This window comes from Geobacillus sp. FJAT-46040, assembly GCF_002335725.1.
GTDB classification, from domain to species: Bacteria; Bacillota; Bacilli; order Bacillales; family Anoxybacillaceae; genus Geobacillus; species Geobacillus thermoleovorans.
Map to the genome: position 1 here is coordinate 1,788,849 of NZ_NISS01000001.1, position 13,243 is coordinate 1,802,091.

The following is a 13,243-nucleotide window of genomic DNA, read 5'->3' on the forward strand; positions in this document are numbered from 1 at the left end:
CCTCATAAAATAAACTCGCTTAAATCTTTGTTTTTGACGATGCTGCCGAGTTTTTGCTCGACATATTGCGGTGTGATGACGACCTTGTCGATTCCGATGTCCGGCGCCTCAAACAGCAAGTCTTCCAGCAGTTTTTCCAAAATCGTGTACAACCGGCGCGCACCGATGTTGTCGGTCGTCTGGTTTACTTCAAACGCCACCTCGGCAATCTTACGAATAGCATCGTCAGAAAATTCAAGACTTATACCTTCTGTTGCCAAAAGAGCTTGATATTGTTTAATGAGCGCGTTATTCGGCTCGACTAATATTCTTACGAAATCGTCGACCGAAAGTTTCGCAAGTTCGACGCGGATCGGGAAACGGCCTTGCAGCTCAGGGATCAAATCCGACGGTTTCGCCATATGGAACGCGCCGGCGGCGATGAATAAAATATGGTCTGTTTTCACCGGTCCGTACTTCGTCATGACGGTCGACCCTTCGACAATTGGCAAAATGTCGCGCTGCACCCCTTCGCGCGAGACGTCGGCCGAGCCGGACACCGCTCCGCTGCGGGCGATTTTGTCGATTTCATCGATAAAAATGATGCCGGACTGTTCAGCCAGGCGGACGGCCTCTTGCGTCACTTCATCCATGTCGATCAGCTTTTGCGCTTCCTCGTTGATGAGCACTTTGCGCGCTTCACTCACTTTGAGACGCCGCTTTTTGCGCCGCTTCGGCATGAGGCTGCTCAAGGCGTCCTGCATGTTCATCCCCATCTGCTCAATGCCTGCCCCTTGCAAAAAGTCAAACCATAACGGCGTCTGTTCCTCGATTTCAATCGTCACCATCTCGTTCTCCAACTGCCCGTTTGCCAACTGCCAAGCAACTTGGCGCCGCTTTTGTTCCACCTGTTCATCCTCATGGCTGTAGCTGTTGTCCGCTTGGGCTCCTTGGCCGCCAAACAGCAGCTCAAGCGGATTTTTGATTGTCTGCTTTGGCTTGCCCGGAACAAGCAGTTCAACAAGCCGCTTGTTCGCCTGCTGTTCAGCCCTGTCTTTCACTTCGTTCATTTTTCGTTCTTTCACGATCCGAACTGACGTTTCCACCAAATCGCGCACCATCGATTCGACGTCGCGCCCGACATAACCGACTTCGGTGAATTTCGTCGCTTCGACTTTGATGAACGGGGCGCCGACGAGTTTGGCGAGCCGGCGGGCGATCTCGGTCTTCCCGACCCCGGTCGGGCCGATCATTAAAATGTTTTTCGGCATCACTTCATCGCGCAATTTTTCATCGAGCAAACTGCGGCGGTACCGGTTGCGAAGCGCGATCGCCACCGCCTTTTTTGCCTCTTTTTGCCCGACGATGAACTGATCGAGCTTTTCGACAATCTGCCGTGGAGTCAACGTTTCCGCCATCATCGGCCTCCTCCTTTTTACAGCTCTTCGACAATAATATGGCCGTTCGTATAAACGCAAATGTCAGCAGCGATCTCGAGCGCCGCCTTGGCAATCTCTTTCGCGGTCATCGAGCCGCCGGCGTACTTCTTCAACGCACGCCCAGCAGCCAACGCATACTGACCGCCCGAGCCGATGGCAAGCATGCCATCATCCGGCTCAATCACTTCGCCCGTGCCGGAGACAAGCAACAAATGCTGTTTGTCCATAACAATGAGCATCGCCTCGAGGCGGCGCAACACTTTATCGCTCCGCCACTCTTTCGCCAGCTCAACCGCCGCGCGCGGCAAGTTGCCATTCCATTGTTCGAGCTTGCCTTCAAACATTTCAAACAGCGTAAACGCGTCAGCGACGGAGCCGGCAAAACCGGCGAGCACGTTTCCTTGGAACAGCCGCCGCACTTTTTTCGCTGTATGCTTCATGACGACCGCATTGCCGAACGTCACTTGGCCGTCTCCAGCCATGGCGGATGCGCCGTTATGGCGGATGGCAAAAATTGTCGTCGCATGAAAGGCTCCCATCATTTCCCCTCCTTGCCTGCGGGTTACGCCCGCGGATGCGCCTGCAAATAAATATGCCGCAGCCGGTCTTTCGTTACATGTGTATACACTTGCGTCGATGACAAATGCGCATGACCGAGCAGTTCCTGCACTGAACGGAGATCGGCCCCTTCGTTGAGCAAATGAGTCGCAAACGTATGCCGAAGCACGTGCGGGCTGATGTTTTGCGTCAGCGCAGCGGCTTCGACAATCCGATCCAAAATATGGCGCACTCCCCGAGGCGTGAGCGGATTGCCTCGGGCGTTGACAAATAAATAGCGGTGGTCCGCCGGCAGCTTTCTTGTCAGTTCGCGTCGGCCCCTATGGATATACCGTTCAAGCGCTTCGCGGGCCGGACGGCCGAACGGAGCGTAGCGCTGCTTGTTTCCTTTGCCGTGAATGAGCACGGTTTCCGCAACAAAATCGACATCAGACAGCTGTATGTGACAACATTCACTAACCCGAGCGCCAGTCGCGTACAACAACTCAAGCAGCGCCGCATTGCGCTGGCCTAGGGCCGTATTTTCATCATTGACAAGAAACAATGCTTCTAATTCTTTTGGGTATAAAAAATTAGGAATTTTTTGCTCTTTTTTCGGCAGTGTCGCGAGCGCAAACGGGTTTTCGGCCGCCCGCCCTTCGCGCAACAAAAACTTGTAAAAGCTGCGCAGACTCGAAATTTTGCGGGCGACCGAACGGCTGGCCAACTGTTGCTCGTATAGTTTCGTCAAATATAAACGAACGTCGCTGTAGGACACTTCATTGAGTGCGCCGATTCCTTCCTCATCCATAAACCGGAAAAACTGCTCAATGTCACGCCGGTAACACACAATAGTATATTGTGAATAATTTTTCTCGATTTGTAAATATTCCATGAATAATTGTAACACAAGTTTCGAATTCTCCATCGCCTCACCCCGCAACGGCTACTACATCGTACCATATTCATCCGCATGAATGCAACTGTTTTTTTATAAAATTCTGAATTGTATCCGATGCCTATTCAAGCTTCTAGCCGCTCTTCATAGTCGCACGCCGTGCATTGCACTTGCACACCTTTTTTCAGCACTTTCTCCACAAGCAGCCCCGCGCATTTCGGACACGGGCGGGCGAGCGGTTTATCCCACGAGACGAAGTCGCAATCCGGGAAACGGTCGCAGCCGTAAAACACCCGCTTTCTTTTCGTGCTGCGCTCGACGATGTTGCCCTCGCGGCATTTCGGGCACTTGACGCCGATTTCTTTGACAATCGGCTTCGTATGGCGGCATTCCGGAAAATTCGAGCAGGCGATAAACTTGCCGAAACGGCCCATTTTGTACACCATCGGACTGCCGCACACCTCGCAGTCAATGCCGGCCGGCTCATCCTTAATCTCAACTGCGCGCATTTCTTTTTCCGCCACTTTCAACCGTTTTTCAAATTCGCGGTAAAACTCGTCGACGACTTTGATCCATTCCACTTTCCCTTCTTCAATTTCGTCCAATTCTTTTTCCATTTTCGCCGTAAACTCGACATCGATAATTTCCGGGAAAAATTCGAGCATCAGCTCTACAACGATTTCGCCGAGCTCGGTCGGGACAAACCGCTTGTTCTCAAGGACGACATAGTTGCGTTTTTGGATCGTATCAAGCGTCGGGGCATACGTCGACGGGCGGCCGATGCCGAGTTCCTCCAACGTTTTGACGAGGCGGGCTTCCGTGTAGCGCGGCGGCGGCTGAGTAAAGTGCTGCTTCGATTCGATCGTTTCGCTCTCAACCGTTTCCTCTTCTTCCAAATCCGGGAGGATACGGTCCTGCTCTTCCGTTTGATCGTCCGTTCCTTCAATATACACTTTCATAAACCCTGGAAATTTCACCTTCGAGCCGCTGGCGCGGAACACGACACCGTTGTTTTCCAACTCGACGCTCATGGTGTCAAGCACGGCGGCCGCCATTTGACTGGCGATGAACCGTTCCCAAATGAGTTTATACAACCGAAACTGGTCGCGCGTCAAATACGGTTTCACTTTGTCCGGATCGCGAAATGCCGATGTCGGGCGAATCGCTTCGTGGGCGTCTTGGGCGTTCGTGCTTTTCTTCTCTTTCCGCTTTTCCTGGTTGACATACATAGCGCCGAACGTCGCCTCGATATATGCCGCCGCCTCTTGCTGCGCCGTCTCGGCGACGCGCGTTGAATCGGTGCGCATATACGTGATCAAACCGACCGTCCCTTCGCTGCCAAGATCGATTCCTTCGTACAGCTGCTGGGCGATCATCATCGTCTTTTTCGTCCGGAAATTCAGTTTGCGCGCCGCTTCCTGCTGAAGCGACGACGTCGTAAACGGCGGCACGGGGCTGCGCTTGCGCTCTCGTTTTGTCACCGTTTTCACCGCAAATGCCGTTCCGTTTAAGCGGTCCAGCACGGCTTTCACATCCGCCTCCGTCTTTAAATCGCGCTTTTGTCCGTCAATACTGTAAAACGAGGCGGCAAACGTCTCTCCTTCTTTTTGAAACGTCGCTTGAATCGTCCAATATTCTTCCGGCTGAAACTCGCGAATTTCTCGTTCCCGATCGATGATGAGGCGCAGCGCCACCGATTGGACGCGGCCGGCGCTTAATCCTTTTTTCACCTTTTTCCATAAGAGCGGGCTGATGTTATAGCCGACGAGGCGGTCGAGCACGCGCCGCGCCTGCTGGGCGTCAACAAGATTCATATTGATCGCGCGCGGCTGCTGAAACGATTGCTGAATAGCATCCTTCGTGATCTCATGAAAGACAACGCGGCAATCAGAGTGAATGTCCAGATCGAGCATGTGGGCCAAATGCCAGGCGATCGCCTCTCCTTCGCGATCGGGGTCGGCGGCAAGAAACACTTTTTTCGCTTTTTTCGCCGCCGTTTTCAACTCTTTGATCACCTGGCCTTTGCCGCGGATCGTAATGTATTTCGGCTCGTAGCCGTGGTCTATATCAACGCCCATTTGGCTTTTTGGCAAATCGCGGACGTGGCCCATCGACGCTTTGACTGTATATTTTTTTCCCAAGTATCGTTCGATCGTCTTCGCTTTCGTTGGCGATTCGACGATAACTAAGTAGTCTGACATCCATCTTCCACCCCTAGGAGGTAAATTGAAATCTTCATTATTATTAATGATTATTGCCGCATTTGTCAAACATGTGCATTACACGTACGGGAATTCATCCAAAATGTCCGCCGCTTCTTGCACTAGTTTTGCCCCGTGCTGAATGAGCGTATTCGGCCCGGCGGATTCCGCCAAACCGATCGGGCCGGGGACGGCGAACACTTCCCGCCCTTGCTCAAGCGCATACGCGGCGGTAATGAGCGAACCGCTTTTTCGCTTCGCCTGCACGACAAGCGTGCCGAGCGACAGCCCGCTGATGATGCGATTGCGTGCGGGAAACTGCCATGCCTGTGGGCGCGTTGCCGGCGGATGCTCAGCGATGACCAACTGTTCGTTCATCAGCCGGGTGGCGAACGGTCGATGTTCTTTCGGATAAATGTGGTCCAGCCCACCGGCGATGACGGCGATCGTCGACCCGCCATGCTGGACGGCGAGTTGGTGGGCGCACACGTCAATCCCAAACGCGAGCCCGCTGACGATCGTAAAGCCGGCGGCAACAAGCGGCGGCACCAATTTGTTCAACGCTTCGATTCCTTCCTTCGTCGGCCGCCTCGTGCCAACGATGCTGATCAGTTTCCGCTCCTGAAGCAAAGCGGAGTCCCCCTTTGCATACAGCACCCACGGCGGGGCGTATATATATTTAAGCAGCGGTGGATAGTCGGAATCAAATACAGTGATCACACGAATGCACCGGCCCTTATATGTTTTTATCACACGTTGCACATCGATGGAATGCAAATCATGAAAAAAAGCGGTCCATTGAGCGTCGGAAAGCGGAACGAGCGGGCGGAGATCATGAGGAGGCAGAGAAAATGGAGCGGTGAGCGTCGGATCAGCCTTAAGCAAGGAATGAATCGTCTTCCATCCCGCCCCGCGGCAATGATGGAGATGGATAAGTCGGTCGCGGACCGTATCGTACATACTGCTCCCCTTTCTTTTTTCACCTTCAACATGGATCTATAGGTGCAACGAAAACGTTTAACATATCCTTGACGGAAAAGCCGCCTGTCTATTTTTTCGACTGTCGGAGGCAAGCCGCAGGCTTCCTCGTCACGCCTTGGCGTGACGGAAGATCGAACAGCCACCCGCTTCACAGACCCATACATGGGTCTTTAAGCAGCGTTGTTCGGTCGCCCGACAGTCGATCCAATTGCTCTGTAAAAGCGGCAAATGGTAAAGCTTCAAATTGCATCTATAGCATGATATGCAACACCCCGCACGAGGACGTGCGGGGCCAAACCATTAGTGCGTTTTGCATTTTTCGTACAAGCCGCGTTCTTTCAGCACAGAAATGAGCGTTTCGCCGATGACGGCCGGCGTTTCCGCCACTTTAATGCCGCATTCGGTCATTTTTTTGATTTTCTCTGCGGCCGTGCCTTTGCCGCCGGAAATGATCGCGCCGGCATGGCCCATCCGTTTGCCCGGAGGCGCCGTTTGCCCGCCGATAAAGCCGACGACCGGTTTCGTCATGTTCGCTTTCACCCATTCGGCCGCTTCTTCTTCCGCCGTGCCGCCGATTTCGCCGATCATAATGACCGCGTACGTTTCTTCGTCTTCATTAAACGCCTTCAACACATCGATGAAGTTTGTGCCGTTGACCGGGTCGCCGCCGATGCCGACCGCCGTCGACTGGCCGATGCCGGCTTGCGTCAGTTGGTGAACGGCTTCGTACGTCAGCGTGCCGGAACGGGAAACAATGCCGACATGTCCTTTTTTATGGATATAGCCCGGCATAATGCCGATTTTGCACTCTTCCGGCGTAATGACGCCCGGGCAGTTCGGGCCGATGAGGCGCGTCTTTTTGCCCTCCATGTACCGTTTCACTTTCACCATATCAAGCACCGGAATACCTTCGGTGATGCAAACGACAAGGTCGAGTCCCGCGTCGACCGCTTCCATGATGGCATCCGCAGCGAAGGCCGGCGGAACGTAAATGACCGAGGCGTTCGCTCCCGTTCTTTCGACCGCTTCCGAAACAGTGTCAAACACCGGCACGCCTTCGACTTCCGTGCCGCCTTTGCCCGGCGTGACGCCGCCGACGATGTTCGTCCCGTACTCGATCATCTGCTTTGTATGGAACAGCCCTTGCGAACCGGTAATCCCTTGCACGATCACTTTCGTGTCTTTATTGACAAAAACGCTCACGTGTCTCCCTCGCTTTCTTAACGTACTAGCTCGACGATTTTTTGTGCTCCGTCCGCCATCGATTCGGCCGCAATAATGTTTAAGCCTGACTCTTGCAAAATCTTTTTCCCAAGCTCAACGTTCGTTCCTTCAAGCCGGACGACAAGCGGAAGCGTCAAACCGACTTGCTTCGTCGCCGCGACGATGCCGCTCGCGATGACATCGCATTTCATAATGCCGCCGAAAATGTTGACGAAAATGCCTTTGACGTTTGGGTCGGACAAAATGATTTTGAACGCTTCCCTTACTTTTTCCTCGCTGGCGCCGCCGCCGACATCGAGGAAGTTGGCCGGCTCGCCTCCGTAATATTTGATGATGTCCATTGTCGCCATCGCCAAGCCGGCGCCGTTGACCATGCAGCCGATGTTGCCGTCAAGAGCGATGTAGTTCAAGTCGTATTTCGACGCTTCGACTTCTTTCGGGTCTTCTTCATCCAAGTCGCGGTATTCAAGGATGTCCGGATGGCGGTATAAGGCGTTTGAATCGAAATTCAGCTTCGCATCAAGCGCCATCACTTTGCCGTCGCCGGTGACGACAAGCGGGTTGATTTCGGCGATCGAGCAGTCTTTATCGACAAACACTTGGTACAAGCCCATCATAAATTTGACCGCTTGGTTGACGAGATGCTTCGGAATGTTGATGTTGAAAGCCAATCGGCGCGCTTGGAACGCTTGGAGCCCGACGGCTGGATCGATGTATTCTTTAAAAATTTTCTCCGGCGTTTTCGCCGCCACTTCTTCGATTTCCGTTCCGCCTTCTTCCGACCCCATTAACACGACGCGCGAGGTGGCGCGGTCGACGACAAGGCCGATGTAGTATTCTTTTTGGATGTCGCACCCTTCTTCAATCAACAGCCGTTTCACTTCTTTTCCTTCCGGGCCGGTTTGATGGGTGACGAGCACTTTGCCGAGCAATTCGCTGGCGTATGTACGGACTTCCTCGAGGCTTTTTGCCACTTTCACCCCGCCCGCTTTGCCGCGCCCGCCGGCATGAATTTGCGCTTTGACGACACACACCGGCGCGCCGAGCTCTTTCGCCGCTTCGACCGCTTCATCCACCGTGAACGCGACGCGGCCGTTCGGCACGCTCACACCATAGCTTCGCAAAATTTCTTTTGCTTGGTATTCATGAATGTTCATGCGCCAACCTCCTATGTATGAAACTGAAAAAGTCTTAGCGCTTTCATTTTATACCTAACATTTCCCGCTTGTCCACCGTTTCGCCGCAAAATTGAGAAATTAGGAGATTGGAAAATCATTCCTTTTCCCCTCCGTTTCCTGTTTCGCCGCCTGATCCAGCTGATAAAGGAACGCAAACAACTCCGCCACAACCGCATACAGCGCTTCCGGAATCGTGTTATCGATTTCCACTTTGCTGAGAAGTTCAACGAGCGACGGGTCCTTTCGAATCGGCACGCCATGCTGTCGGGCGGCAGCGATGATCGCTTCCGCCGCCGTTCCCGCTCCCTTCGCTTTCACGACAGGCGCTTCGTGAACCGCCGCGTCATAGGACAGGGCGACCGCTTTTTTCCGCTCCTCGCTCATACGCGCCAATCCACCTCGCTGCTGCAGCCGGCAAACGGCAGCACGGAAGGGGCCGGGGGACTAGCTTCGGCCGCTTTCACATCAATGCCCGACAGCAGATAACCGTGCGCCTGAAGACGCTCTTTCACCAGCGGGGCAAAGCGATGAGCGAGCTCCGGCAGCCTCGGATCATCGTGAAAAAGGGAAATGTGGACGATCCGCCGCTGCACACGCATATCGATCAAAATCCCGCCCAGTTGTTCGAGCGTGACGCTGCAAACGATGCGGCTATAATCGGGATCAAGCGCCCCTCCATCCTTCCGCCGCCCTTGCCAATAAACCGAAAAATCGTGGTTGCGCCCGCCCAGCGGCAAAGGAAAAGAAATCCAAATGTGCCCGACAGGCCCATCGCTTCCGGCGATGACGGCCATTCCGTCAAGGCGGTCAAGAAACGCTTCCGCCGCGGCTTCTGCCTCTTTGCTTCCCGCTCCGCCGAGCAGATGAAGAAGCAGCCGTCTCAACGAAGGAGCCATCGGCGGCGCGCCTCTTGTTTTCAACGCTTCGGCGAGCATCGCCTCATCCTCAAGCCCGAGGCGGCCAGCGATCCGCCTCAACCAATGAAACAGCGACAGCGCCGGGTCGCCGGCCGTGCGGACAGACGTCCACAGCTTCGCTTCCGCCTCTGACAGCGCACCGCTTTTGCAGGCGGCATCGACAGCGGCAAAGCGCGCGAAAAACGCTTCCTCGTCCGTCAGGCCGAGCAGCTTCCCGACTTCAGCAAACTGCCGCTGCTGCATGGCGTTCTGAATGGCGGCCATCCGCCCTGCCGGCAGCGGAACAAGCCCGAGGCGGAAAAGAAGCGCATGAGCCGGCCCCTCCGCTCCTTCTTCCGCTGTCAACAACAGGCGCACCGCTGCCTCATAGGCGAACAGCGGCGGCGAAAGAAGACGGTCGGCCGCCTGCTTGAACACCGGCGCCATCGGGCCTGAAGAACGTTCAGTGAACACCGCTTTTAGCCTTTCAAGCTGCACTGCGAGCGGCTCTCCGGTCCGCGCCGCCCACAGTGCGCGAAATACGGCGGGAGACGGCGGGAGGCGGCGGTGGAACAAATAAGCAAGCACCTCCTCCGCGTCGGCCGGCCGGCCGGTTTTCCGCACCGCTGCGGCCAGTTCCGCCGCTTCTTCTTTCGTTACGGCCGCGCCTGCCTTCAGCGCTTGGCGAAGCACCGGGAGCGCGGCCTCGGGCAGCTTCCACGCCTGCTGCCATCGGCGGACGACATCTTCACGGGAAACCGCCTGCTCCGGTTCGGAAAGCGCGACCGCTTTCCAGTAAACGTTGCTGCCGCTTTCCTTGATTTCAAACAAGTACGTGCGCCCGGCGGCAAGCGGCGCCTCGAGGCGGGCGCGCACGAGGCGGCCGCCGGTGCGGACAAGCGCTGTCCGCTCCCCCGTCTCCGCCTCTTCCACCCGCTCGATTCGGCCGACAACCGCCTGCCCCGGCCGAAACTGTCCGCTTGACGCCGCATCACGGACGGCGGCCACAGGAACGGTTCGTTCCATCCGCTCCACCATTTTGCTTTCCCCCTTTCGTCTCGGCCCGCATCCCAGCCGTGGGGCCGGCTAATTTTCAACGCCCGCCGCTTCCTTTACCGGCGCGAACGAGCGGCGGTGCTCCGGCGTTATGCCATAACGGCGGAGCGCCTCGAGATGCTCCGGCGTCCCGTAGCCCATATGGCGGGCAAACCCGTACTGCGGATAGCGGCGGTCGAGCTCTTTCATCAGCCGGTCGCGCGTCACTTTGGCCATAATGGAAGCCGCGGCGATCGAAGCGCTGTTGGCATCGCCTTTCATCAGACGCCGCTGCGGCAGCGCGCACGGCACCGCCATCGCATCAACGAGCAAGTAGTCAGGCGGCGGCGACAGCGCGCTGACCGCCTTTGCCATCGCCTGTTTCGTCGCCTCGTAAATATTCCGCTCATCAATTTCCGCCGCACTGACAATGCCGATGCCGACCGCAACCGCACACGCCTCAATTTGCGCAAACAACGCCTCGCGCTTGGCTGCTGTCAGCCGTTTCGAATCGTCAAGCCCTGGCAAGTAGGCGTCAGGCGGCAAAATGACCGCCGCCGCGACGACCGGGCCAGCAAGCGGCCCGCGCCCGGCCTCGTCAATGCCGGCGATTCGTTCGATGCCGGCGGCGTACAGTTCACGCTCATAGCGCATCAACTCCTCCCAACGCCGCCGCATCGCTTTTTCCCGCTCTTTTTGTTTCACAAAACGGGCAAGCAGCGCCTGCACGCTTTTCCGTTCATCGCGCCGCAGCATCTCCCAGCGCGGGTCGTCCGCGCCAAGCTTCGGAAGCAGCGCTTCAATGTCTTTCACCGTATACCGCTTCATGCTCCTCTCCCTCTTCTACTTATTACTATCGGCTCTGTTTGGCCGACCGTAAAGCACCGCCGGCAAAAAACGCCCGCCGGACGCGCTACGTCCGTGAAGCGGGCGTTTCAAAGCTTAAGCGGCCTAATTTTTCCGTGCGGATGTCATACAAAACGATGTCAGCCACTTTATCGTAGTCAACAGCGCCGCCTGACGTCAAGCAGCCGCGCCGCCTTCCGATGGCGTCAAACAAGGCGACGATGTCATCAGGAATGTCATCAAGGCCGTAGCGCTCCGCAAGCCGGTTGGGATAGTGAGTCGACAAAAAGCGGAGCGCATAGACGGCGACATCCTGCAAGTTTAAAATTTCGTCCTTAATGGCGCCGGTCACCGCCAACTTGTAGCCCACGTCCTCATCCTCAAATTTCGGCCATAGGATGCCTGGGGTATCAAGCAGCTCCATTTCTTTGCCCACTTTGATCCATTGCTGCGCTTTTGTCACCCCCGGCTTGTCGCCGGTTTTCGCGATATGGCGGCCGGCGAGCCGGTTGATCAGCGTCGACTTGCCGACGTTCGGGATGCCGACGATGAGCGCCCGAACCGGGCGCGGGTTTTTAATCCCTTTCGCCCGCATTTTCTCGAATTTGTCTTTCACCATCTCTTTCGCTGCCGCCGCGATTTGCCGGACTCCTGTTCCGCTTTGAGCATCGATGGGCAAAGCCAGCCGCCCTTGATCGTGGAAATAGCGGATCCACTGTTCGGTCACCGCCTCATCGGCCATATCAGCCTTATTGAGCAAAATGAGGCGCGGCTTTTGTCCGAGAATCTCGTCGATCATCGGGTTGCGCGAGGACATCGGCACACGGGCGTCAAGCAGCTCAAACGCTACGTCGATCAACTTTAATTTTTCTTGCACTTCCCGCTTGGCCTTCGCCATATGGCCGGGGAACCATTGAATCACTGTCATTGGCATCACCTGCCTCGTTTATTTCACAATCCGGGCGTCAGAAAGCGGCCAATACACAAGATTCGCCTTGCCAACGACTTTGGACATCGGAATGAAGCCGATATGGCGGCTGTCTTTGCTGAAACGGCGATTGTCGCCCATGACAAACAAATGCCCCGGCGGCACCGTGCTTCGCCCGGTCAGTTCCTCCAAAGTGAACGATTCCGTCAGTGGACCGCCGTCGGACAACTGCTTTTTATACTCGTCCAAATACGGCTCTTCATACGGCTTGCCATTGATATAGAGCGTATCATTTTTGTATTCAATTCGGTCGCCCGGCAGGCCGATGACTCGCTTAATATAGTCTCTCCCTTCTTCAGCGTGAAAAACAATGATATCGAAACGGTGCGGCATGCCGATTTTATACGCCAGTTTATTGACGATCATCCGCTCATGGTTATGTAATGTCGGCATCATCGAATAACCGTCGACGATGATCGGAGCGAAAATAAAGTAGCGGATGCCCCCGGCGAGCAAGACGGCAACGACGATCGCTTTCATCCATTCACGCCATTCGCTTTTTTTCTGTTCCATTGTCCACCCACCTAAATCAAAGTTTGCAGTCGTGGATCACTACCGTAATCATCATTGGCGGTAGTGAAAAAAGGAGCTTGAAAGCAAGCTCCTTTTCCGCTGTGATCCACCGTTGTCCATTATTGCGCTGCGTTCGTATTTTCCTTGATGCGCGCCGCTTTGCCGCGAAGTTCGCGCAAGTAGTACAATTTCGCGCGGCGGACTTTCCCGCGGCGGATGACTTCCAGCTTGGCGATTTTCGGCGTATGCACCGGGAATGTGCGCTCAACGCCGACGCCATAGGACACTTTGCGGACCGTGAACGTTTCGCTGATGCCCGCTCCGCGCCGTTTAATGACGACACCTTCAAACACTTGGATGCGTTCGCGGTTGCCTTCGACGACTTTCACATGAACGCGCACCGTGTCGCCCGGGCGGAAATCCGGCAAATCCGTCCGCAGTTGTTCTTTCGTAATCTCTTGGATTAAATGATGCATCATGATCCACTCCTTCCACAGATGTTCATGCCAATGATCTCTTCATTGCAGC

The 13,243-nt window shown here is 55.4% G+C and carries 13 protein-coding genes; all 13 read right to left on the reverse strand.

Annotated features, from left to right (window positions below; genetic code table 11):
- Positions 1–2 precede the first annotated feature (2 nt).
- The 13 genes from hslU to rplS all read right to left on the reverse strand — a co-directional run bounded on the left by hslU (position 3) and on the right by rplS (position 13,191).
- Complete coding sequence (gene hslU, locus CD000_RS09430; protein ID WP_096226271.1) at positions 3–1,397, reverse strand: ATP-dependent protease ATPase subunit HslU; 1,395 nt, start codon at positions 1,395–1,397, stop codon at positions 3–5.
- A 17-nt stretch (positions 1,398–1,414) separates the two neighbouring features.
- Complete coding sequence (gene hslV / locus CD000_RS09435) at positions 1,415–1,957, reverse strand: ATP-dependent protease subunit HslV (protein WP_011230713.1); 543 nt, start codon at positions 1,955–1,957, stop codon at positions 1,415–1,417.
- A 23-nt stretch (positions 1,958–1,980) separates the two neighbouring features.
- Positions 1,981–2,883 carry a tyrosine recombinase XerC gene (gene xerC / locus CD000_RS09440; protein WP_096225529.1) on the reverse strand — a complete coding sequence of 301 codons (903 nt, stop codon included), beginning with the start codon at positions 2,881–2,883 and terminating at the stop codon, positions 1,981–1,983.
- A gap of 95 nt (positions 2,884–2,978) precedes the next feature.
- Positions 2,979–5,054 (reverse strand): type I DNA topoisomerase, encoded by a 2,076-nt coding sequence (topA, locus tag CD000_RS09445; protein ID WP_011230711.1) that lies wholly within the window; start codon positions 5,052–5,054, stop codon positions 2,979–2,981.
- A gap of 78 nt (positions 5,055–5,132) precedes the next feature.
- The gene (gene dprA, locus CD000_RS09450) at positions 5,133–6,014 is read right to left on the reverse strand and encodes a DNA-processing protein DprA (RefSeq protein ID WP_014195444.1); all 882 of its coding nucleotides are present in this window, start codon (positions 6,012–6,014) and stop codon (positions 5,133–5,135) included.
- 321 nt (positions 6,015–6,335) lie between these two features.
- Positions 6,336–7,238: a succinate--CoA ligase subunit alpha gene (gene sucD, locus CD000_RS09455; RefSeq protein ID WP_011230709.1), complete on the reverse strand. Its 903-nt coding sequence runs from the start codon at positions 7,236–7,238 to the stop codon at positions 6,336–6,338.
- Between the two features lie 17 nt (positions 7,239–7,255).
- Positions 7,256–8,416: an ADP-forming succinate--CoA ligase subunit beta gene (sucC, locus tag CD000_RS09460; protein WP_011230708.1), complete on the reverse strand. Its 1,161-nt coding sequence runs from the start codon at positions 8,414–8,416 to the stop codon at positions 7,256–7,258.
- Positions 8,417–8,515: 99 nt separating this feature from the next.
- The gene (locus tag CD000_RS09465; protein ID WP_096225530.1) at positions 8,516–8,821 is read right to left on the reverse strand and encodes an EscU/YscU/HrcU family type III secretion system export apparatus switch protein; all 306 of its coding nucleotides are present in this window, start codon (positions 8,819–8,821) and stop codon (positions 8,516–8,518) included.
- On the reverse strand, positions 8,818–10,371 hold the full coding sequence (locus CD000_RS09470; RefSeq protein ID WP_096225531.1) for a cytosolic protein: 1,554 nt from the start codon (positions 10,369–10,371) through the stop codon (positions 8,818–8,820). The genes CD000_RS09465 and CD000_RS09470 overlap by 4 nt, the downstream gene beginning before the upstream one ends.
- Before the next feature lie 48 nt (positions 10,372–10,419).
- Positions 10,420–11,196, reverse strand: coding sequence for a ribonuclease HII (locus CD000_RS09475; protein ID WP_096225532.1), 777 nt, complete (start codon positions 11,194–11,196; stop codon positions 10,420–10,422).
- An 85-nt stretch (positions 11,197–11,281) separates the two neighbouring features.
- Positions 11,282–12,148 (reverse strand): ribosome biogenesis GTPase YlqF, encoded by an 867-nt coding sequence (gene ylqF, locus CD000_RS09480; RefSeq protein WP_013145770.1) that lies wholly within the window; start codon positions 12,146–12,148, stop codon positions 11,282–11,284.
- A gap of 12 nt (positions 12,149–12,160) precedes the next feature.
- Complete coding sequence (gene lepB, locus CD000_RS09485) at positions 12,161–12,715, reverse strand: signal peptidase I (RefSeq protein WP_013145771.1); 555 nt, start codon at positions 12,713–12,715, stop codon at positions 12,161–12,163.
- A 119-nt stretch (positions 12,716–12,834) separates the two neighbouring features.
- On the reverse strand, positions 12,835–13,191 hold the full coding sequence (gene rplS, locus CD000_RS09490) for a 50S ribosomal protein L19 (RefSeq protein WP_013145772.1): 357 nt from the start codon (positions 13,189–13,191) through the stop codon (positions 12,835–12,837).
- Positions 13,192–13,243: the final 52 nt, after the last annotated feature.